At 55.4% G+C, this 22,736-nt stretch carries 21 protein-coding genes; 12 read left to right on the top strand and 9 right to left on the bottom strand.

The window, feature by feature from the left end; translation table 11 throughout:
- Position 1: 1 nt before the first annotated feature.
- From nrfD to JRF57_01060, 6 genes are read right to left on the bottom strand one after another with little or no spacing between them, the layout of a single operon-like run.
- Positions 2-1,159, bottom strand: coding sequence for a polysulfide reductase NrfD (gene nrfD / locus JRF57_01085; protein MBW2302284.1), 1,158 nt, complete (start codon positions 1,157-1,159; stop codon positions 2-4).
- A 7-nt stretch (positions 1,160-1,166) separates the two neighbouring features.
- Entirely contained in the window at positions 1,167-1,967 is an 801-nt protein-coding gene (locus JRF57_01080; protein MBW2302283.1) for a 4Fe-4S dicluster domain-containing protein, read from the bottom strand.
- Complete coding sequence (gene dsrJ, locus JRF57_01075; protein ID MBW2302282.1) at positions 1,967-2,353, bottom strand: sulfate reduction electron transfer complex DsrMKJOP subunit DsrJ; 387 nt, start codon at positions 2,351-2,353, stop codon at positions 1,967-1,969. The genes JRF57_01080 and dsrJ overlap by 1 nt, the downstream gene beginning before the upstream one ends.
- Positions 2,346-3,974 carry a (Fe-S)-binding protein gene (locus JRF57_01070; GenBank protein ID MBW2302281.1) on the bottom strand — a complete coding sequence of 543 codons (1,629 nt, stop codon included), beginning with the start codon at positions 3,972-3,974 and terminating at the stop codon, positions 2,346-2,348. The genes dsrJ and JRF57_01070 overlap by 8 nt, the downstream gene beginning before the upstream one ends.
- Before the next feature lie 2 nt (positions 3,975-3,976).
- Complete coding sequence (gene dsrM / locus JRF57_01065) at positions 3,977-5,062, bottom strand: sulfate reduction electron transfer complex DsrMKJOP subunit DsrM (protein MBW2302280.1); 1,086 nt, start codon at positions 5,060-5,062, stop codon at positions 3,977-3,979.
- A gap of 53 nt (positions 5,063-5,115) precedes the next feature.
- Positions 5,116-5,679, bottom strand: coding sequence for an RsbRD N-terminal domain-containing protein (locus JRF57_01060; protein ID MBW2302279.1), 564 nt, complete (start codon positions 5,677-5,679; stop codon positions 5,116-5,118).
- 642 nt (positions 5,680-6,321) lie between these two features.
- Between JRF57_01060 and JRF57_01055 the strand changes: the two genes are divergently transcribed.
- From JRF57_01055 to JRF57_01020, 8 genes are all read left to right on the top strand, one after another.
- Entirely contained in the window at positions 6,322-6,936 is a 615-nt protein-coding gene (locus tag JRF57_01055; protein MBW2302278.1) for an RlmE family RNA methyltransferase, read from the top strand.
- A 126-nt stretch (positions 6,937-7,062) separates the two neighbouring features.
- Positions 7,063-7,809 (top strand): YebC/PmpR family DNA-binding transcriptional regulator, encoded by a 747-nt coding sequence (locus JRF57_01050; GenBank protein ID MBW2302277.1) that lies wholly within the window; start codon positions 7,063-7,065, stop codon positions 7,807-7,809.
- Entirely contained in the window at positions 7,809-8,306 is a 498-nt protein-coding gene (gene ruvC, locus JRF57_01045) for a crossover junction endodeoxyribonuclease RuvC (GenBank protein MBW2302276.1), read from the top strand. The genes JRF57_01050 and ruvC overlap by 1 nt, the downstream gene beginning before the upstream one ends.
- A gap of 201 nt (positions 8,307-8,507) precedes the next feature.
- Positions 8,508-9,110, top strand: coding sequence for a Holliday junction branch migration protein RuvA (gene ruvA, locus JRF57_01040; GenBank protein ID MBW2302275.1), 603 nt, complete (start codon positions 8,508-8,510; stop codon positions 9,108-9,110).
- Positions 9,111-9,130: 20 nt separating this feature from the next.
- Positions 9,131-10,156 (top strand): Holliday junction branch migration DNA helicase RuvB, encoded by a 1,026-nt coding sequence (gene ruvB, locus JRF57_01035; protein ID MBW2302274.1) that lies wholly within the window; start codon positions 9,131-9,133, stop codon positions 10,154-10,156.
- 203 nt (positions 10,157-10,359) lie between these two features.
- Positions 10,360-11,724 (top strand): hypothetical protein, encoded by a 1,365-nt coding sequence (locus JRF57_01030; protein MBW2302273.1) that lies wholly within the window; start codon positions 10,360-10,362, stop codon positions 11,722-11,724.
- Positions 11,702-12,589 (top strand): HAD-IIB family hydrolase, encoded by an 888-nt coding sequence (locus JRF57_01025; GenBank protein MBW2302272.1) that lies wholly within the window; start codon positions 11,702-11,704, stop codon positions 12,587-12,589. Before JRF57_01030 ends, JRF57_01025 begins: the two co-directional genes overlap by 23 nt.
- A complete protein-coding gene (locus tag JRF57_01020) occupies positions 12,582-13,823 on the top strand; it encodes a glycosyltransferase (GenBank protein ID MBW2302271.1) in 1,242 nt (413 codons plus the stop codon). Before JRF57_01025 ends, JRF57_01020 begins: the two co-directional genes overlap by 8 nt.
- 31 nt (positions 13,824-13,854) lie before the next feature.
- On the opposite strand, the gene JRF57_01015 is transcribed toward JRF57_01020, so the two are convergent.
- The 3 genes from JRF57_01015 to JRF57_01005 form a co-directional block, all read right to left on the bottom strand.
- Entirely contained in the window at positions 13,855-14,448 is a 594-nt protein-coding gene (locus JRF57_01015) for a DNA integrity scanning protein DisA nucleotide-binding domain protein (protein ID MBW2302270.1), read from the bottom strand.
- Positions 14,449-14,555: 107 nt separating this feature from the next.
- Entirely contained in the window at positions 14,556-15,290 is a 735-nt protein-coding gene (locus tag JRF57_01010) for an Hsp20 family protein (protein MBW2302269.1), read from the bottom strand.
- Positions 15,291-15,568: 278 nt separating this feature from the next.
- Entirely contained in the window at positions 15,569-16,501 is a 933-nt protein-coding gene (locus JRF57_01005; protein MBW2302268.1) for a GTP pyrophosphokinase, read from the bottom strand.
- Between the two features lie 534 nt (positions 16,502-17,035).
- Here JRF57_01005 and JRF57_01000 point away from each other — a divergent pair.
- The 4 genes from JRF57_01000 (at position 17,036) to JRF57_00985 (ending at position 22,736) form a co-directional block, all read left to right on the top strand.
- Positions 17,036-17,377, top strand: coding sequence for a hypothetical protein (locus JRF57_01000; GenBank protein ID MBW2302267.1), 342 nt, complete (start codon positions 17,036-17,038; stop codon positions 17,375-17,377).
- Between the two features lie 315 nt (positions 17,378-17,692).
- Complete coding sequence (locus JRF57_00995; GenBank protein MBW2302266.1) at positions 17,693-19,987, top strand: glycosyltransferase; 2,295 nt, start codon at positions 17,693-17,695, stop codon at positions 19,985-19,987.
- A gap of 14 nt (positions 19,988-20,001) precedes the next feature.
- A complete protein-coding gene (locus JRF57_00990; protein ID MBW2302265.1) occupies positions 20,002-21,228 on the top strand; it encodes a glycosyltransferase in 1,227 nt (408 codons plus the stop codon).
- A gap of 155 nt (positions 21,229-21,383) precedes the next feature.
- On the top strand, positions 21,384-22,736 hold the full coding sequence (locus tag JRF57_00985) for a phosphomannomutase/phosphoglucomutase (GenBank protein ID MBW2302264.1): 1,353 nt from the start codon (positions 21,384-21,386) through the stop codon (positions 22,734-22,736).

Here is a 22,736-nt window from a genome sequence, read left to right as displayed (position 1 = left end):
CTCAGGCTGCGACCTCTTCCTTCACGGAGACGGCCACCTTGTAAAGCACGGTCAGGATAAAGAAACCGGTGGCCCAGATTCCTACTGAGATAAAGATCTCAGGCACCGTGGGCCAGTACTCGGTGACCCTTTCGAAAGGATTGGGGATAAAACCTCCCGGCACCAAGCCGAATCCCTTATCGATCCAGGTGGAGATGATGACCGCGACACAGGCCACCGCCAGAACATCGGGCCTCCTTCGGGTCGCGGGGACGATCAAAAGGATCAAAGCCACCAGGGCGAAAAAGGCCGCGGTCCACATCCACGGGGCCAGCCGGTTATGGCCTTCCAGGCCGACGAAAAGGTACTGGATGGGATGCATATGTCCCGGGATTTGGCTGTAAAAGGCGGTGAAAAGCTCGAGGAAAAAGAAGAATACGTTGATGATCATGGCATAGGCGACAATGCCGCCCAGGGTCCGGATCTGTTCCTTTCCAGGATCGAACTTGGTGAACTTTTTCACGATCAGGCATAAGAGGATCAGGAGGGCGGGTCCCGAGCAGAAGGCGGAACTCAGGAAACGCGCCGCCATGATGGCCGTCAGCCAGTAATGTCGGCCCGGCAGCCCGGCATAGAGAAAAGCCGTCACGGTATGGATGCTGAATGCCCAGGGAATAGAAATATAGATAAGGACCTTAATCCATTTCTGATAGGGAACGCCCTTTCGTTCGGCACTCAATACATTCCAGCCGATGATGATATTGAGGAGCATATAGACATTCAGAACAATCATGTCCCAAAAAAGGATGGACTTCGGGTTGGGATAGAGCATGATGTTGAGCATCCGGGGCAGATACCCGAGATCCACCATCACGAAGAGGCCGCACATGACGATGGCCGCCACGGCCAGGAATTCCCCCATGATGGTGATCCGGCCGAAGGCCTTATAGTCGTGGAGGTAATAGGGCAGAACCACCATTACGCCCGAGGCGGCCACCCCCACGAAATAGGTAAGCTGGCCGATATAAAAACCCCAGGAAACATCCCGGCTCATTCCGGTGATCCGCAATCCCTCGAACCACTGGTAGAGATAACACGCGAAACCTATTCCCATGAGTACGACCAGGGCAATGAGCCAACCCCAGTATGCCTGACTTCCCTTGATTGCTTTGTCGAGCATAACCACCTCACACAATATAATAGACGTTGGGGCCTGTCCCAAGTTCGGGTTTTCTCCGAATGGTGTAATGGGAACGGAGCAGTTTTCGGACTTCGGACTCCGGATCGTCCAGGTCGCCGAACGTCAAGATATTCGGGCCCATACGATTGGCGGCCTCCACACAGGCCGGCAGTTTTCCTTTGGCTAGCCTTTCGGCGCAAAAGGTGCACTTCTCCACCACACCCTTTGATCGGGTCGGGTATTGGGGGTTAGTGGGAAAATCCGGGTTTAATTCCTTCGGGGCCTTTCTGGGATCCCCCCAGTTGAAGCTCCTGGCACCGAAAGGGCAGGCGGCCATACAGAAACGGCAACCGATACAGCGATGCTGATCCATCATCACTATACCGTCTTCCCGTTTCCATGTCGCCTTGGTGGGACACACCCGGCAGCAGGGGGGGTTGGTGCAGTGGTTGCATATCAGGAGAAAATTCTTGTGCCTGTATTTCTCGACGCTGTATTCGTGCTCCTGTTCCGGAAAGGTATGTTCATAGGTCTCTTTCCAGATCCACTTGACTTCTTCCTTGCTGTTCCCGAGGTCAGGAACATTGTGTTCCCTGTGGCATGCCGCGATACACTCGTCCAGGACCTGGTCGGTCATCTTGCTCATGTCCACGACCATGCCCCATTTCTTGCCTTCGGTAAGCGGAGCCTCCTTCAGAGCTGCCTCCGCCTGGCCAGGTGCAAAGAAATCCCAGGCGGCCTTTCCCCCGAGCCCAAGGGCGGTGGAGAGACCCATTACTTTGAGGAATTGTCTTCTGTCCATACCCATCAGTTATTCTCCTTGGGCGCTATATGGCAGTCCCAGCAGTAGGGGCTGACCCCCATGAAATTGTGACATTGATCACAAAACTTGCTCTTATTGGAATGGCACTCCATGCAGGTATCCTGGAGGCTCTTGTAATAAACTTGGCCCCCCGCAGTCTTATAATACCGATCCCCATCGCGGACCGCCTCGTTCCTCCAGCGATCCAGCAGATGCATATGGGAGGTCTTCATGTAGGATGTCTCCGCGACGCAGATCTTCGCCTGCTTCGCTTTCTCCGTCAGTCGGGGATCCGGTGCCTTGGCCGCCTTCCCGGCATTGTACCAGAAAGGAAGCAGCAGCAACCCTACCCCAATAATCAGACCGGTGATGATTTTGCCTCCGTCATACATCCTCTTCTTCCTCCATACCCGGGAGTGGTTCACCGCGTAAATTGGTCGTTCTCTCCTGCTCGCCGTCAAGGATCAGGGCATTGCCGACAAGCTCATGCACACCGGTCACGTTCACCCCTGGAACCCAGTAATCCATGAGCGGGGGAAATACCGCCCGGTCGATGGCACAGATGCAGGCCAGCATGTTCACACCGTGTTTTTCATGGACATGTTTGACGGCGTTTGCCCGCGGAAGTCCTCCCCTCATTCGGAGCTCCATGTCCTCCCCGGCGTTCAATCCGGCCCCGCTGCCGCAGCAAAAGGTCTGCTCCCGGATAGTGTTTTCCGGCATCTCGTAAAAATGATTGCAGACACTCTTGATGACATACCTGGGTTCTTCTAAGAACCCCATGCCCCTTGCAGGGTTACAGGAATCGTGGAAGGTAACGACGATGTTGTCGTTGCGGCTTGGATCCAGCTTCAGCTTGTTATGCTTTATAAGGTCCGCCGTGAATTCCACGATGTGCACCATCTTGGTACTCTTGGCATTTTCGAACTTCGTGCCGGTAATGGGAGAAACGGGTTCCTCCAGGAAATCCGCCGGGCCGTTGAAGGTATCCATATACTGGTTGATCACCCTCCACATGTGCCCGCACTCTCCGCCCAGGATCCATTTCACCCCGAGACGCTTGGCCTCGGCATACATCTTGGCATTGAGCCTCTTGGCCATCTCATGGGAGGTGAAGTAACCGAAGTTTCCCCCTTCAGAGGCAAAGGTGCTCCAGGTTATATCCAGCCCGAGGTCCTGGAGATAGTGGAACAGCATGAGATAACCCATGCAGGTATAAGTTCCGGGGTCGGCGAAGACGTCTCCCGAAGGAGTGATGAAGAGAATCTCGGCGCCCTTGCGGTTGAAGCTGGGCTCCACCCGCACGCCCGTGATCTCCTCGATATCGTCCACGAAGAACTCAATCATGTCCTTGTATGCGTGGGGCTGGATTCCCAGGTGGTTTCCCGTCCGGTAGCAGTTGGCCACTGGTGCTGAAATCCAGTCGATATTCAGTCCCAGGAGATTCAGCAGCTCCCTTCCCAGGATGGTGATTTCCGCCGTGTCGATTCCGTAAGGGCAAAAAAGGGAACAGCGGCGGCACTCGGTACACTGGAAAAAGTAATACCAGAGCTCCTTCAGGACATCCACGGTTATTTCCCGCGCCCCCGCGAGACGACCGAGGATCTTGCCGGCAGTCGTATACTCCCTGCGGTAAATCGAGCGGAGGAGCTCCGCCCTGAGGACCGGCATGTTTTTGGGGTCCCCGCCCCCGATGAAGAAGTGGCACTTGTCCGCACAGGCACCGCACCGTACACAGATATCCATGAAGACCTTCAGGGACCTGAAACGCTCCAGCCGTTCTCTCAATCCTTCCAGGAAGATTTCCTTCCAGTTTTCCGGCAGTTTCCAGTCCTCATCGAACGGAGACCATTCCCGGGGATTGGGAAGCCCGACGTATTCCAGATTCTGAGGCTTTCCACCGTAACAAGCGATCCCCTGCTTGATCTCCACGGGCATGTCCATCCACCCTTTCAATTCAGGAGGGCGATGGTCTATCCTTGCGAGTTCTTCCGGTTTTGGGACGTCTGACATGTCTACTCCTTTGCTGCTTCTTCTTTTGGTCCGGCCTCTTCGGCTGAGTCAGCCTCTTCTTCCGGTGTTTCGGGCATCTTCTCCACGGGCAGGCCCGCCTCAATCATTTTATCCCTGAACTCTTCCTCGTATTCTTCATAAGTATGCACCTCGACGGGATAATTCCAGGGATTGACGTGCCGGACGAACCGACTGTTGTTGGAGAGATTTCTCGTGGGGCTCAAGAAGATGCCGGCCATGTGCACGAGCTTGCTGAAAGGGAAATAAGCGATCAGGACACAGAGCATGAAAAAGTGGATATAGAATATCACACCGATTCCCTCGGGGGTCTTGGGCCTGAAGGTGACAAGGCCCATGGCCAGTTCCTTCACGGCGGTAAGATCCACCCTTAGAAAATACCGCATCAGGATCCCCGTGAGTCCGAGAGCCAGGATCAGGAAAAGAGGGAAATAGTCGGCGGAAAGGGAAATGAAACGCATCTGGGGAATGTAGATCCTCCTTAGAAAGAGATAAGTCACGGCGAGAAGGAGCAACATGTCAGTCAGGTAGACCCCGGGGACACCAAGCCCACTGAGAGGAACCACTCCCATCTGGAGAAAACCATCGAGACTTTCAAGCAGATGTACAAATCCCGGAATCGGGTCCAGGAAAAAACGCAGGTGCCGGAGGAAAATCACGAGGAAGGAATAATGGAAGACCAGAGCCGCCAGCCAAAGCCACTTTTCCCACTCATAGGTGATCTTGGGCCCTTGCCTGAATTCGAGGCGTGTATTCCTGAAAAGGGATCGAAACAGCAGAATCTCGAAAGCCATCCGGAGAACCACGCCCCTCGTGTTCCTCGGATTGTCCACGGGGTTGGACTTGATCCAGGGAAAGCTCCATTGTTGGCCCGCTGTGGTGGGAATCCTGAAGGGAACAGGGGATCGTGCCCAACCCACCACCCGCATTATGATTCCCACAAAAAAGGTGAGGATGGCCGCATAAGGTACGATAACCCCGAACAGCAGGCGTAAATCCAGAGCCCCCACGCCAACCCAGGGAATGAGGACGAGTATCACGACGGCCACCACTGAAAAGAGCAAGCTGATGATGATGTTCATTGAATCCTACCTCGTCTCAAAGGTTTCTCAGAGATGATCGACTATGTGCCGCAATGGTCCTGGGATTCCTCTCCCCATTTTGGAATCTCACTGATCAGGCCCGTTTTCCGGAGAAGCCTTGAAACCCGCTGGGAAGCCTGATTCGCCCTCAACTCGTAGAGCTTCTCGCGGCACTTCATATAGACGTCAAAGGCCAGCAGGGCCAACCGATCGATCCTGGCCTCGATCTCAGCCAGTTCGTCGTAAAGACGGTACTCGCGAATATCCTTTTCCAAATGGGTGCGGATGATCTTTTTCAGAAGATAAACAAAGGCGACGGCCTGGGAAGGGGTAAAGTCCTGGACGGCCCTGATCCGGATGATTCTGTCCAGAATAGGAGTGATCCGATCTTCCTCTCCACCCTTAAGAAACTCCTCAAGAAGATACTCGATTTCTTTAGAGATGGTCGTTCCGACCGGATTGGCAAAGGGGTCTTTTTGTTTCTTGAGAAACCGCCTGGAATCGGAAGGATAAGTTTCCAGGGTCAGATCCGCCCATTCACTTTGGATAGCCGGTCTTTTTCGCCCTATGAGCTCGTCCAGTCTTATGCGTGCATTTGAGGTCATCGTTAGCGTTTGTTAAGGAACGGCCCTCTTTGAGACCTTTTCAAAACGCCCTCTTTTGCCCGATCTCAGCGCCAGACTCGGATTTCACTCCTCGAAATACTCTGAGACCTTTTCAAAACGCCCCCTTTTGCCCAATCTCAGCGTCAGGCTCAAATTTTAATCCTCGAAATACTCCAATTGTATTCCTGCGGTTAAAATTTTCGCCTTCCTTGACCCTTGGGCAAAATTGAACATTTTTCAAAGGTCTCACTCTGTTGTATTTCTCTGGTTGAAATTTTCGTCTTCTCTTGACCTTGAACAAGATTGAACGTTTTTCAAAGGTCTCCACGCAGATCCGCTCATCGGGCAATCGGGGAGCCGCTCTCCCGGATCCGGTACCCCTTTTGGCTGTTGATTCAGGTGTATGGAACGACGAAGGCGGTCTATGCTGGATGAGGGACTATAGATAAATTGTCCTGGGGTGTCAAGGAAAAATAGTGGGATCGCCCTGGCCTGGCCGGACCCGAGCGACTCGAAATCCTATATTTTTTTTGCATTGCCCGGGTAGATATGGTAGAAAATGACGATCCTGGACCCGCCCCCTTTTTCCCCTTTCCGGGGAAGCCCGGGAGGTAGAGATCCAGGTCTTGGATTGGGGATTTCATGGGAAAAGGAGGCAGGTGGGAGGACCATTTCACACGCAGGGCCAAAAAAGAAAACTGGCGGGCACGCTCCGTCTATAAGCTCGAAGAAATCGACCGTCGTTTCAAGGTTTTTCGGCCCGGGTACAGGGTTCTGGATCTGGGGGCCTTTCCAGGGTCCTGGTCCCAATACAGCCTGAAAAGAGTGGGGGCGAAAGGGGACGTCGTCGGGATCGACCTGAAGGAACCTGAGCACCTGGAGGCACCCAATTTCACCTTTATCCTGGCGGATATCTTGACCCTGGCTCCCGGGGATCTGAAGCAGGCGATCGGCCCGAGAGACATTGTAATCAGCGATCTGGCTCCCCGGACCACGGGGATCCGTGTAACCGACGAAAGCCGTTCCCTGACCCTGGCCGTGAAGGCCCTGGAGATCGCTCTGGCCATCCTGAGGCCTAAAGGAAACTTCCTCTGCAAGGTGTTCGAAGGAGAAAACTTGAGGTCTTTCAAAGAGGAACTGGCCCGGGGCTTCAAGATGGTCCGGGCAATTCGGCCCTCGGCGGTTAGAAAAAGAAGCAGGGAGATCTATCTCCTTGGGCTCGAACGATTGGATCCCCAGGATCCCTTAGAGAGGTGAGTTCCGGGAGTTGACGAATTGATTGCCGGGTAAATGAAACCAATATGAACAAGGGTCGGGTTCACCGGCCCTGAGAAGATTTAGCGGGGCTTCCGTTTCAGCCCTTGAGATATGAGGAGGGAACCGATGTCCGGTCATTCAAAATGGAGCTCCATAAAACATAAAAAGGGAGCCCTGGATGCAAAAAGGGGGAAAATCTTCACCAAACTGATCAAGGAAATCACTGTCGCCGCCCGCTTGGGCGGGGGCGATCCCAACGGCAACCCCCGCCTCAGACAGGCCATTCTTGCCGCCAAGTCTGAAAACATGCCGAAGGACAACATCGAGAGGGCCATCAAGAAGGGTACAGGGGAACTGGAAGGAACCTCTTACGAGGAGGTCAATTACGAGGCATACGGTCCCGGTGGTGTTGCCGTCCTTATCAATTGCTTGACGGACAACAAGAACAGAACTGTGGCCGATCTGAAACACATCCTGGACCGCCACGGCGGAAGCCTCGGGGAGCCCGGCTGCGTGGCCTGGATGTTCGAGAAAAAAGGCCTGATCGTCTTTGACAAGGACAAGGTGGACGAGGAACAGCTCATGGAGGTGGCCCTGGATGCGGGGGCCGAAGACATCAAGGAGGAGGATTCCACCTTCGAGGTCCATATCCCTCCCTCTGAATTCGAAGCAGTCAAGAAGGCCTTTGACGAAGAGGGGTTGAAATACAACCTTGCGGAGATCAGCATGGTTCCCCAGAATACGGTCAGGCTGGAAGGGAAAAAGGCGGAACAGATGTTGAACCTGATGGAGATGCTCGAAGACAACGACGATGTAAACAACGTGTATGCAAACTTCGATATCCCCGACGAGGTCATGGAGGCCCTGGGGTGATGCTTGTGCTGGGGGTGGATCCCGGCTCCCTTACGACCGGCTTTGGTCTGGTTGAGAAGAAAAAAAACCGCATGACCTGTGTTCATGCCGGCACCGTCACCGCTTCAAGCAAAATTCCTTTCCACGACAGAATCCATTACATATTCCGTTCCATGGTGGAGATCATGACCCGCTATCGGCCCCAGGAGCTGGCCATAGAGGATATGTTCTTCGCCAAAAACGTGAAGAGTGCGCTTAAAATCGGACATGCACGGGGGGCCGTCCTCATCGGGGCTGTTCAATGCGGCCTCAAGATTTACGAGTACTCCCCCCTGGAGATCAAAAAATCCGTAGTGGGTTATGGAAGGGCCACGAAGGAACAGGTCAGGTCCATGGTTCAAACCCTCTTGCAACTGCGCGGGCCCTTGAACCTGGACACCTCGGACGCCTTGGCCGCGGCTATTTGCCATATCCACTGGATGCGGTTTGAATCATCCCGGCAGCCGGATCGGGGCTGAAATCCCGGTCTTCCGAAGCCGGATATAAAGAGACCTTTGAAAAACGTTCAATTTTGTTCAAGATCAAGGAAGACGAAAATTTTAACCACAGGAATACATATAATATTGAGTATTTCGAGGATTAAAATTTAAATCTGACGCAGAGATTGGGCAAAAGGGGGCGTTTTTCAAAGGTCTCGTAGAAAGAAGTGGTGTGCACTTATGATTGCCCGGTTGAAGGGTATACTTGCTGAAAAAGACACACAGGCGGTGATCATCGACAACGGAGGGATAGGTTATCAGGTCCTGGTTCCCCTCTCCACCTTCTATACGCTTCCCGAGGTCAACCAGCCCGTAAGCCTTTACATCCATACCCACGTGCGCGAAGATGCCTTGCTCCTGTTCGGCTTTCAGACGCCGCTAGAGAAGGAGATCTTTCTGATGCTGATCTCGGTTTCGGGAATCGGACCGAAACTGGCCATAAATATCCTCTCGGGCATCGGCCCCGAGGACCTTCTCCAGGCCATGGCCAGGGGAGACAGCTTGCGGATTCGAGCCATACCCGGAATAGGAAAAAAGACAGCCGAGCGGATCGCCTTGGAACTCAAAGACAAGGCCCTCCGCATGGCCGGGGACCAACCCGCAGCGGCCGCGGGTGTTTCGGTTCAGGCCGATAAACATGTCCTCGACGATGCCCTTTCAGCCCTATTGAACCTGGGCTACCCGGCCAAGTCGGCCAGCCGGGCCATCGACGTGGCCCGTGCCGGGCTGAAGGAGATCACCCTCGAGGGGTTGATCAAAGCAGCCCTTAAAATACTCGCCTGACCCGATACAAGGGCGTTCCCATGACTGAACGAATCATCGATCCCGATCTTCTTCCGGATGAGATCCCTGCTGAGGTGAGCCTGCGGCCCAGAACCCTGGACGAATACATAGGCCAGGAGGAGATCAAACGGAATCTCAAAGTCTTCATCAATGCGGCCAAGGCCCGGGAAGACGCCCTGGACCACGTCCTTTTCCACGGCAGCCCTGGCTTGGGAAAGACCTCCCTTTCCCATATCATCGCCCACGAACTCAACGTGAACATCACCAGCACTTCGGGTCCGGTGATAGAACGCCCCGGCGACCTTGCCGCCATCCTCACCAGCTTACAGCCACGGGACGTCCTGTTCATCGATGAAGTCCACCGGCTCAACCATGTGGTGGAGGAAATCCTCTATCCCGCCATGGAAGACTACCGGCTGGATATCATCATCGGCCAGGGCCCCTCGGCCAGGACCATGAAGATCACCCTTCCCCCCTTCACCCTTGTAGGGGCCACAACCCGTGCCGGACTGCTGACTCCCCCTCTGAGGGAACGGTTCGGAGTCATTCTGAGGGTGGACTTTTACAGGCCCGAGGACTTAAAACGCATAATCGAACGTTCCGCCTCCCTGCTTTCCATCCCCATCACAGATGAAGGGGCCACGGAGATCGCAAGACGGTCGAGGGGGACGCCCAGGGTGGCGAATCGGCTCCTGAGGAGAGTGAGGGATTTCGCCGAAGTGGAGGCCGAGGGCAAGATCACCCGGGAAGTGGCCCGCAGCGCCCTCGAAATGCTCGAGGTGGACGAGGAGGGACTTGACAAGATGGACCGGCACATCATGCTTACGATCCTTGAGAAGTTCGACGGGGGGCCTGTGGGGGTGGATACCCTGGCGGCTGCGGTCAGCGAAGAAAAGGATACTATTGAGGATGTGTACGAACCCTTCTTAATCCAGCGGGGATACCTCAAGAGGACCGCCCGGGGAAGAGTGGCCACCCGTCTGGCCTATGAGCATTTCGGGATCCGGCGGGAAAAGGAAGGAGAAGTTCAAAAGCGATTGTTTTAACCCCTCCAGAGGCCTGACCGTCGCCCGGCTCCCAGGGGAGCGATAATGGAACCATTTTTGCGTATTTTTTAAATAAAACTCAAGGAATCCGCCCGCGCCTTTCGGGGCGGTCAAATCCACCGGCGGATTTCTTCCAAAGAAAATTTGACAACCGCCTTGATATTCTTTAGATTCACCCGCTAAACGGGAAGGAGGGTTTTCCCATCACGGACTTCTCCCAAAACCGCAGCCGAATCACCACTTTTCACGTCCTCAAGCAGGATCGAAGGACGTTGCGCAACCAACTTCGACTCGGCTCCAAGTGGAAGAAAACGGTTCTGATCGTCCCCACCCTGGCCAGCGAATTCATGGACCCCGCCAACCGTCCCGTTTTCGAAAACATCCTGAAAGAACTCCGGGCCACCACTTATCTATCCCAGGTGATCTTCGGGCTTGACGGCGCCAGCGAAAGGGAGGCACACACCCTTCAAGAACTGATCCTGAAATACGGTATAAAGAACGCCCTGATTCAATGGAACGACGGACCGGGGTTCAGTGGGATCTACGAACAACTGAATGAGGCAGGATTCAATATCAGTGAACCCGGAAAAGGCAAGAACATATTCCTCGGTTTCGGGATCGCCATCGCCATGGGTGCAGAATCCATCGGCCTTGTGGATGCCGACATCCGCACCTTTAAAAAGGTGCAACTCGATCGGCTCTTTTACCCCGTGGTGGTACTGGGGTATGATTTCTCAAAGGCGTATTACGCCCGCCTCAAGGACGGAGAACTTTACGGGAGGGTCAAGAGGCTCCTCCTTGATCCGCTCCTTCTCTCGCTCAAGCGGAAGTTCACGGAGTCCAAGGAAGACAAGATGCTCCGCCTCATCGACTTTCTCCTGGGTTTCCACTATCAGCTCTCCGGCGAGGTGGCCTTTCACGTGGACTTGCTGAAAAGGATGCGTTTCGCAACCAACTGGGGTGTAGAGATCTTTACCCTGATCGAGGTTTACAGAAAGGCATCCAGCCCGGCTCAGGTGATGTTCTCCGAGGAACCCTTTGATCACAAGCACCAGGATGTCTCTGACGGCGACCGTAACAGGGGCCTGAACAGAATGGCCGTGGACATCGTGACAACTTTGATGAACGCCCTGGTGATCGAGGAGGGCCTTGAGATCTCCGACACCTTTTTCAGGGACCTGGCCATCACTTACAATGCGGTGGCCGAAGAACAGATCAAAAAATACTCGGACGATGCCAGCTTCAACAGCCTCCGTTACGATCGGGACTCCGAGGAATACCTGGTGAAAAAAGTTTTCACCAATTCCATCCTCCATGCCGGAGAACTTCTCACCTCTCCCCGTCAGATGACCGAACGCTTCCTGAGACTGGTTCATACCCACGAGGAATTCAAGCCCTTCCTCGAAATGGGTCTCTCGGAGGCTATCCTGGCGGTGGAGCGAAAGACATTGGAAGGTCTTTTTCAGATGCCCCAGACAGTTTCTTGGGAGAGGATTTCCAACAAACTCCCGAAGATCTTTTTCGACCTGATCGAGGTGGTGGAGAATGAAAAGCGGCGGTTCCTCTGAGAGGGATGCCCCGGAATCCCCCCGATCGGCCGCCCTCTTCCCGATCATTTTCACGGATCTTGACGGAACGCTGCTGGATCAGGACACTTACGAGTGGAAGGAGGCGGCACCGGCCCTTGAGACCTGCAAAGAAGCCGATATTCCCGTGGTCCTGGTCTCGAGCAAGACCAGGGCCGAGATGGTGAGGCTCTGGAGAACATTGGGACTCACTGCCCCCTTTGTCTCCGAAAACGGCGGGGGGATCTTCTTCCCGATGGGGGGAACGAACTGGCCTCCGGGCGAGGCTGTATTGGACGGTGAGTTCTGGAAATGGTCCCTGGGTCCTCCATATAAAAGCCTGGTCAAGGCCCTAAAGGAGATCAGAGAGGAATTGAACTGGGACCTCCGAGGATTTTCGGACATGGACCCGGAGGAAATCGCTGCGTTGACCGGGCTGGACCCGGACACATGCAGACTTGCAGCGCAAAGGGAATTCGACGAGCCCTTCCTACTGGAAGGGGAGAGGAACATCGCGGCCCTCCAGGAGGCCGCCGGCACCAGGGGCCTCAAAGTGACCCAGGGGGGGCGGTTCTTTCATCTCCACGGAAAGGTGGATAAGGGTGAGGCCGTCGGGAAACTGATCATCTGGTACGGGAGGACCTATTTGCGGCTTGTCACCATCGGTCTCGGGGACAGCCCAAACGACTTCTCCATGTTAAAGCGGGTAAACTACCCGGTATTGGTCCGCTCCGACCGGGATTTTCCGGGGATCAAGGAAGATATTCCCGGATTGAGCATAACTTCCGAGCCCGGGCCCCGGGGTTGGAACGACGCCGTTTCGGGCATTCTGCTCAAATTGAAGGGAGGTCTTAGGAAAAATGTTTGAAAAGGAAGTCAATCCTGAAGGTATCACCAAAGCCGAGCTGGTGGTCAGTATCCCCTCCTATAATGAGGCGGACTCCATCAGCTATCCCACGATTCAGGCCAGCGAGGGATTGGTAAAGTACTTCCCCGATCTGTCCACCGTGATCGTCAATTGCGACAACAACTCCCCGGACAATACGAAACAGGCATTCTTGGACACCCCCACCAAAGTTCCCAAGATTTACATCTCCACGCCGCCGGGGGTCAAGGGAAAGGGGAACAACTTCAAGAACCTCTTCGAGAAAGTGCTCGACCTGGAAGCCCGGGCAATCGTTGTCGTGGACGCGGATCTCAAAAGTATTACCCCGGAATGGATCAAACACCTGGCCGAACCTCTCTTCGATGATTTTTCCTATGTCGCGCCCCTCTATGTTCGTCATAAATATGACGGCACCATCACCAACGGCATCGCCTACCCGCTCTCAAGGGCTCTATACGGACGCAGGGTCCGCCAGCCCATCGGCGGCGATTTCGGGTTCAGCGGTGAACTGGCCAGGGTCTACCTCGAGAGTGCCATCTGGGACGAGGCCGTGGCCAATTTCGGGATCGACATCTGGATGACCACTCTTGCCCTGAACCAGGGCATCCAGGTCTGCCAGTCCTTCATGGGAAAGCCCAAGATTCACAGGCCCAAGGACCCCGCGGCGGCCCTGGGCCCCATGTTCCGGCAGGTAGTGGGGACCATATTCAACCTGATGGTCCACTTCGAATCTTACTGGACCCGGGTGAAATACAGCAAACCCACGGCCATCTATGGATTCGGCCTGGGTGAGGTGGCCATGCCCCCCAAGGTGGAAGTGGACACCAAGAAGCTATTCGAGCGGTTCCATGAGGGCTTCGACGAACACAAGGAAATCCTCCAGGAAGTCCTGTCCAGGGACGTCTTTCAAAAACTCCTGGAGATCAAAGGGATGAAGGAAAGAATGTTCGCTTTCCCGACGGACCTCTGGGCGAGGATCCTTTACGATATGGCCGTAGGGTACCGGGATACCCTGTGTGATCCCGACGACATGATGGAGGCCCTGATTCCCCTTTACTTCGGGAGGACCCTGTCCTTCGTCAAGAAGACCCGAAGAATGTCAACCCAGCAGGCCGAAGAAGCCATTGAAGAAGACTGCATGGTCTTTGAAAAAACCAAGCCTTACCTGCTCAAGCGCTGGGCGGAGGGCAGGCCGGCCGGGGAAAACAGCGGATAACAGAAAGACGATTGCCGGTTTTGTCCTCGGGTCACCCCGTCTTGCTTACGACCATCAGCTTGCGATCCGTTTTTTCCGAGATCTCGCCTCCGCTCAGGTGATGACTGTACTTGCTCATGACCCAGATCTCCGGGATAATTTCGGATACGAGTTCCCCGTCGTCAAATACCCGAACGATGGAACTCTCTGAAACCACTACGGACACGCAATCCGTTTCCTTGGAGATGGAGGCCGCAGCCATGTGACGGCTGCCGAATCCCAGGGGGAGACGGATCCCTTCCGACGAAGCGTTGATATACCTGCAGGCAGAAATCACGACCCCCTCATCCGAGACCACAAAGGCCCCATCCAGCTGAGCCAGTTCCTTCAGTGTCTCCCGGAGGTTTATGTCACCGATGCGCTTGACCTCGTCCGGGTGTCCTTTAAGGGGATCAAGAATCAGGGGCTTGGACCGTTTCAACACCTTCTCTGAATCGGAAACAACAAAAAGGGTGCCGATCTTCCGCCCTTCCCGGCCTTCCCTGGCAATCTCGACAGCCAAAAGAACCACCTGCTCCAGGGTCGCTGTATTGACCTTTCTCTCACCCGAGCATACATCCCTGAAGAGCGGCAAAGGCCTTTTCATTCGGCACCCTCCTATTCTTCATGATACCCCTTCCCCAGCGGATCGGGTTGCTCAACCAAAGAAAGGATCTACAGGCCGGAAGGGAGCGGCCCCTCCTTCCATTTCCGCTAGGCCGCCCTGACGGTAATCCTCGTGCGCCTTCGAGCGTCTTCCCTCTTGGGAAGCAGGATGGTTAGCACCCCGTCCCTGAAGGTCGCTTCCACTTTCTCGGAATCGACCTCACAGGGAAGTGGAATGCTCCTTGAAAAGGCGCCATAATATCTTTCTATCTGATAATAGTCCCGGTGCTTTTGTTCTTCCTGCCCCCCTTTTTCCCCCCGGATGATAATCCGTCCTTCGCTAAGCAAGACTTCCAGGTCGTCCCTTTCCACCCCGGGCAGCTCCGCGGTGATTCGAATTTCTTCATCATCCTCGATAACATCCACCCGGGGCCAATCCGGCTGGAGGATTTCCCCCGGCCATCCCAGAGGGCCTCTCCAGCGACCCATGGGCCACTGAAAAGTTCGATAGAATTCATCGAAAAGGCGATCCGTCGCTCTTCGAAGTTCCAGGAAAGGCTGCTCCCAGGTGCCTGGATAAAATCCCGGGGTCCTCTGAACCCTCACTGGAACCTGGCCACTTCTTCTCCTTTTCGGAATCAGATCCTTGACTCTCTCTGAGAGGGCTTTCACTTCCCGGGTGAGCTCTTCCACGCCCACCCGCATCTCCTCTCCGGTTCCTTTGAGCTTTTCCTTGACCTTTGAGGAGAGTTCCACAACCTCCTGCTTGAGATTGTCTATAGCCTCCTTGATTTCCCTGCTCGCCTCATCGAGTTTCTCTTTTGCTTTTTCGGATACGGCCATGATTTCACCTCCTCATTGTCTTGGGTTTCCAGAGCCTGAAAAGATCAAGAAAAAGAGGGGGGCGCCTTTGGGTCATGACCCACAGGCGGGACGATATGCCTTTCCCTTATCGAAGATTGCTGCAGGAACCCGACTGAGGCCCTGGATTTCAATCCCTTTCCGATCCCGTTCTATCTCACTGTTTTTAAAATGAATAATCTGGATTTTCGGTTTGTCAAGGGGGACCCGTCCTCCTTTTTCCCGCAGGTTCCTGGTCCCCTTTCGTCAACCGGGAGGAATCACGATGGGGTCCCGGTGTGGGGAGAAGAAAAGGCCTCGGTCACACTGTCATAGGAGGGCATGGTTTTGAGGGAGAGGAGATGTTTTTCAAGGGACTGGATCCTTTCCTGGAGCAAACGCTTGATATTCATCTCAACGGGGAGACCGTCCACGTCTCTTTTCAGGTAATGGATCGGGCTCCTGTTCTTCCAATCACGGGTATAGCGATCCCTGGACTTACCGCTGATGTTGTCATTGAGCAGCTTGATGAAGGAACCCATTTCATCGGCGTTCCCCAGGAGCCGGTTGAGGAAGACGAGATACGGTGAGAGGGCTGTTTTATCCGCCCGGTAAGGATAGCGGATCATGTGATCGATCTCACTCCACGCCTCCTCCAGGATGGTGCGGACCTGGATTTCAACCGTGGTGAATTCCACCTTGGAAGGTGCGAAGGAAACCAGGTAATGAACGGAACGATAACCGAAGGGATGCTTGTGTATCTCGCATCCCCTTTCCTTGAAGCGCTTTACGAAACGGTCATGGTCGTCTTCGCAGACGTTGGCGACGGGATTTCTTCGCAGTTCCCATGTGTGGATGATGAATTCGTGGATTTTTTCCCAGTCCTCCTTGAAAAGATGGAGGGCTCTTACCCCGGCCAGGTCGGTGATGACGAACCGGTAGGTCTCACGATCCAGGACAAGGGTTGGGTCTTCCAACCTCTTTCTGATGATTTTCTCTATAAGGTGCTCCGGATCCTTGATCCGGGTCTTGATGCTGTGAACCTCCTCGACCGTGCCCAAACGGTCCGATACGTACCTGGCGGCCGCCTCCAGGCGATCCTGATTCCGACGGTGGTCGTCTCTGATTGCAAGGAGCTCTTCCCAGCTCAAGCCCGCCCTTTCGAATTCCTCGGGCCGGATTGAATATTTCTCCAAAAACAATGCTCTTTCCATCAGGCTTCTTCCTTTTTTCCGAAAATCCAGACACAAAAAGAGGAGCCGTTTTCCGGATACTTCACCCGACAGGACGGCCCGCAAGCGGGCCGTCCTGTCGTCGCCGGAGGCATGGTCATCGGCCCTGAAAAAGACTTGCCAGGCTGTTGAAAAACTACTGCACTCGCTGCATTTTTCAACAACTTGGTAATGCTTTTTCGGGAATTGTCAAGAGCGGCCAGGCCAGGAAAAAAGGGCGGGAACCTTGACAATCCCCTTTGAATGATTATCACTGTATGTTGTAAATTGTCCTAAAATATCAACGTGTTATATGTAATTCATCTGCAATTTCCAAACTTTTCCGCCCAAAAAATAGGCGGAAAGCGAGAAAAGAAGCGCCCCGGAGGGGCCCTTTTTCGTGCCTGCGACCGGATACAGGTCGAGGGAAGAAGAACCCAATTTACGGGCGGAAATGGGTGATCATAGGACCTGAATCTTGCAAGCGTTGAGTTTGCCAAACAAGCAAGATTCAGGGAGGAACACGGCGAAAGGACAATGGAGGGGAAGATAGAAAACGAGGAGCTGAGGACCTTGATCGAAGCCGGGCACTATGCCCGGGCGGCCCATCTGGCTTCCCGGCACGGCCTGCCCGATGATCAGATCGAGGAACTGCGCCGCAAGGCGCTGTGGCAGATGGCGGCCGTTTACAGGAACGTCCATGGAACCAAGACCCTGGCACGGCAGTTCGGAATTCCCGGGGAAGAGTTGAGGGATGTCCTGTCCCGGTGGACAGAGGAAATGGGAGATGAAGGCGCCAGGAACCCTCTCGAACCTTGCTATGACTACCACACTGGAAAGTATCTCTCTTTTCAGGAGTGGCTGGAACGTTTTTTTTGAAGACCTCCGCAAAGGTTTCCACAAAGGCCGGGTCCCTAAACTCTCCCGGTGCTTGCCACAGGCCCAACACCCCTGTATGATGGCATAGGTCCGATGACGCTTGATCTCTTTCATCCCGTGCCGGTTCCTCTTTGCTCTAACAGGGTGTTGAAAAACGTAGCGCGCGCAGCTGAGGCAAGGCAAACGTTGGCAAGAAAGTACAGTAGTTTTTCAACAGCCTGCTAAGACACCATCCTGTCCGGATCCGGATGACTCCGCCCATCACCTTCCGAAAGGGGGTTGCATGTCATTTCAGTCTCAAGGGGAGGAATTGGCATGAACCGAGGAGAACTGCTCCGCACGGCCCCCAAGCGGATGGCCGTTATAGGAAACCACTTGCCGAGGCAATGCGGAATCGCCACCTTCACCACCGATCTTTTGGCGGCTTTCCGCCGCGAGGCCCCTGAAACCCAGTGCTGGGCCGTCGTGATGAACGACATTCCCCAGGGTTATCCCTATCCCCCCCAGGTCCGTTTTGAACTGGATCAAAAAAAATTGACCGATTACCGCCTGGCCGCCGATTTTTTGAACATGAACCAAGTAGAGGTGGTCTCCCTGCAACACGAATTCGGCATCTTCGGGGGGCCTTGCGGCCGTCATATCCTGGAACTCATCGGCAACCTGCGGATGCCCGTGGTCACTACCCTGCACACGGTCCTCCAGGAGCCCGACTCCGAGCAGAAGAGGACCCTTGAAGAGATCGCCCGCTGTTCGGAGCGCTTGGTGGTCATGGGCCGCAAGGCCGAAGAGATCCTCCGGTCGATCTACGACATCCCCGCCGAGAAGATCGTATTGATCCATCACGGGATTCCCGACGTACCCTTCGTGGATCCCAACTACTTCAAGGATCAGTTCGGAGTTGAAGGGCAGAAAGTCATCCTGACCTTCGGCCTGCTTTCACCCGGGAAGGGCATTGAGCACATGATCGACGCCCTCCCTGAGATCGTAGGGGTCCACCCGGATACGAAGTATATCGTCCTGGGCGCCACTCACCCCCACATCAGGCGGACTGAAGGAGAGTCCTATCGTTTTTCCCTGCAGCAAAGGGCCCGGGACCTGGGAGTGGAAAAACACATTATATTTCATAACCGGTTTGTGAGCCTCAAAGAGCTGATCGAATTCCTGGGGGCCGCCGATGTCTATGTAACCCCGTACTTGAACCGCGATCAGATCGTCTCCGGAACCCTTGCCTATGCCCTTGGCACGGGAAAGGCGACCATTTCCACTCCCTACTGGTATGCCGAGGAGATGCTGGGGGAAGGCAGGGGACGGCTCGTACCCTTCCGGGACTCAAAGGCCCTTGCGGCGGAGATCAACGACCTGCTGGCCAATGAAGTGGAACGGCATGCCATGCGAAAGCGGGCCTACACCTATTGCCGGAACATGGTCTGGAAAGAGGTGGCCAGGCGGTACCTGGAGATCTTCGGCGAGGTGAAACAGGAACGGGAACTTCATCCCAGGCCCACCTTTCAAACCAAGGCCCTGGACGCCACCTCGCCGGACCTACCCCAGCCTAAATTCGATCATCTCAAGCTCTTGACCGATGACGTGGGTATTCTCCAGCATGCGAAATTCATCGTGCCGGACCGCGCTTACGGGTACTGCACCGACGACAACGCGAGGGCCCTGATCGCCGTTCTGATGGCCCGGGATTTGATCTCGGGGGAAAAAGAACTTGATATCCTGGCCTGCAGGTACTTGAGTTTCCTGGAACATGCCCTGAACGCGGAGAACGGCCGTTTCCGGAATTTCATGGGATACGACCGCAAGTGGCAGGAGGAAATGGGCTCGGAAGACAGCCACGCCAGGGCCATCTGGGCCCTTGGCATGGCGGTCGCCCTTTCACGGTCCCAGAACTTAACAGGGGTCGCCTTGAACCTCTTTGAACGGGCCCTTCCCGCTATGTCCGGGTTCCAGGCCCCCAGGGCCATGGCCTTCGGGCTGGTGGGTATTCACGCCTACTTGCGAAAATACAGCGGGGACAGCGAAGTGCGACGTCTCAGGGAGACCCTGGCCAACGGCCTTTTCGATCTTTTCCGGGCCAACGCGACCCCGGATTGGCCCTGGATAGAGGATATCGTCACCTATGCCAATGGAAAGATTCCCCAGGCCCTTCTCCTGTCGGGGCAGTGGTTGCAGAATGGAGAAATGATCGAGGCCGGACTTCGTTCACTGGACTGGCTCGTGCGGATTCAGACCGATCCAAAAGGCCATTTCGTGCCCATCGGGAATCGGGGATGGTATTCCAGGAACGGGGAACGGGCCCGATTCGACCAGCAACCGATCGAGGCCCAGGGCATGATCGATGCCTGTATCGAGGCCTACCACGTCACCCGGGACAGGAGGTGGATCGAGGAGGCAAGACGGGCCCTTGATTGGTTCTTCGGCAGGAACGACCTGAACACCCCTTTGTATGACTATACCACGGGGGGTTGCCGCGACGGTCTCACGGCGGACGGCCCGAACTTGAACCAAGGGGCGGAATCCACCCTGGCCTGCCTCCTTTCCATCATGAGCTTTCACAACCTGATGGGGACCGAGGCGGTCCAGCAATTGCCCGGCCAACGTTGATTCGGAGTCAAGCAATGGATAACTCTCCCATCGTCATGGTCAGCTCCTATCCCCCGAGGCTTTGCGGCATCGCCACCTTTGCCGAAGAGGCCCGGGAATTCATACAGAAGGCGAATCCCGGCAGGCAGGTTCTGGTCATCAGCCATACTGACGGAGAAGGGGAAGGCGTCTTCCCCTTGATCGACATGGGACGCCAGGACTGGTGGAGGCCTGTGGCCGATAAGATCAGGGATCTGAACCCGTATGCGGTCCACTTGGAACACGAGTACGGCCTTTATGAATACCGGGACAAGCGGGGCATCGGAGACGGCAACGAGGGCTTTTTGACCCTCCTCGAGGCCATCTCGGAATTCCCCATCGTCGTGGAACCTCACACCGTCCACGGCCGTCTGAGGACCTTCGAGGCCAACTTCATCTACGAACTTTGCCAAAGAAGCGATGTGGTGCTCTTCAAGTGCCACTACCAGAAGTGGAGACTCGACTGGACCTTTCCTGGATACGGCTGGGAGACTCCGCGAAACGTCATGGTGGTGCCCCACGGCGCCAGACCCGACAGGCGCCTGGGCATCCATGAGATACCACGGGTGCGGGCGGAACTCGGTTTCGACAAGATGGGCCTCGCGGAACACCTGGTGGGAATGATAGGCTGGATCCAATCCAACAAGCGATGGGACATCCTTCTCTCCATGTGGGAGGAGATCCATGAGGAACTGAAGGTCCGCTGCGGCCAGGAATGGGATCTTCTTGCAGCGGGCACCATGCGGGACCCTTCCCATCAGGCCGACTACGAGCGCTGGAAATCCGATGCCCTCGAGCTCCAGCTCAAGGGAATCGCCCATTACTATGAGTTCATCCCGAGGGGTGAGATCTATTACAAGGTGATGGGGGCCTGCGACTTCATCGTGCTCCCCTCGACCGACGAAACCCAATCAGGGACCCTGGCCCGTATCATCGCCCTGAACAAACCTTACATCACCACCGCACCCATGGAGGGATTGACGGCCCAGACCCTGGAGAGCGAGGGGGGTCTGCTGTTCACCACCAAGGCGATGCTCAGGGAGAAGGTGATCCGGCTGGCCAGTGACGAGACACTCAGGCTCAAACTGGGGGAAAATCTGAAGCGATACTTGGACGAGGTCGCTTCGTGGGAAGTGGTTGCCGGGCAGTACAATGAGGCTTACGAGCTCGCCCGGGAGGCCAAAAGGACCGGGAGACCCGTCATCCTCGATCCGGAATTCTAACGAACATTCGGAGAACTCCATCCCGGCCTGGGGGGTGATGGGAGAGAGTTTCGCCAAGGGCCGGGCGGGCGGGCAAACTCGAAACGGGCCGGAAAGAATCTCTCCTTTGCAATGCCATGGCGAAAACAACAAAAGGGGAAAGGAGAAAGGCATCCATGAAGAAAGAGATATTCAGGGAATACGATATCCGCGGCATCCTGGAGAAGGATTTCAACCTGGAAGACGTGGAGCTAATCGGGCGCGGTTACGGGACCTACCTTTCAGAGCATGGAGGAACGCGGGCCATAGTCGGACGGGACTGCCGACTCAGCTCTCCGAAAATCCGGGATGCCCTGGTGAAAGGCCTCCTGGATTCGGGCACTCGCGTGATCGATATTGGAGTTTGTCCGACCCCGCTTCTCTACTTCGCCATCCGTCACCTCGAGGCCGACGGCGGTCTCATGATCACGGCAAGCCACAATCCTCCCGAGTACAACGGCTTCAAGGTCTGCCTGGGGCCGGACACCATCTTCGGGGAAGAAATCCAGGAATTCAGGAGACTCCTTGAGCGGGGCACCCTGCGTGAGGGGAAAGGCTCGGTGGAAACCTACGACATTATCACCCCCTACCAGGATTACCTTGCCCGCAACATAACCCTGGAGCGGCCCGTCAAGGTGGCCCTGGATGCCGGGAACGGGACCGGGGGGGTTGTGGCAGGCCCCATCCTGCGGAGACTGGGATGCGATCCCGTGGAGCTCTTTTTCGAAATGGACGGCCGCTTTCCCAACCACCAGCCCGATCCCACCGTCCCCAAGAACATGGAGACCCTGATCCGGACCGTCCTGGATCAGGGACTCGAAGCGGGCATCGGTTTTGACGGGGACGCGGACCGCATCGGCGTGGTCGACGACAAGGGCCGCATCATCTGGGGAGACATGCTGGTGGTCCTCTTTTCCCGGGAAATCCTGAAGGAAATTCCCGGGGCCACTTTCATTGGGGAAGTGAAGTGCTCCCAAAACATGTACAACGATATCCGGTCCCATGGAGGCCGTGCCATCATGTGGAAGACCGGTCATTCCCTGATCAAGAAAAAACTAAGGGAGGAGAAGGCCGTCCTGGCGGGTGAGATGAGCGGACACCTCTTCTTTGCGGACCGCTACTTCGGCTATGACGACGCCATTTACGCGGCCTGCCGGCTGTTGGAGCTCCTCTCCCGGAACCGGGAGCCCCTGAGCCGCTGCCTGGCGGACCTACCCGAGGTCTACAACACGCCGGAGATCCGGGTTGAATGCCCCGAGGACAAGAAATTCAAACTCGTGGAGAAAGTCAAGGAGGAACTCGCCAAGGATCATGAGATCATCGACGTGGATGGGGTACGGGTCCTCTTTCCGGACGGATGGGGACTCTTGCGGGCCTCCAACACCGGGCCGATCCTGGTACTGCGGTTCGAGGCCCAGAGCGAAGAAAGACTTCAGGAGATTCGCTCCCTGGTGGAAGGGACCCTGGAGCGCATGAAAGAAAGGGTTTGA

This window comes from Deltaproteobacteria bacterium (assembly GCA_019310525.1).
Lineage (GTDB): Bacteria > Desulfobacterota > DSM-4660 > Desulfatiglandales > HGW-15 > JAFDEE01.
Note: the sequence above shows the minus strand (reverse complement) of the source record. Positions and strands in the feature narration are given on the sequence as shown.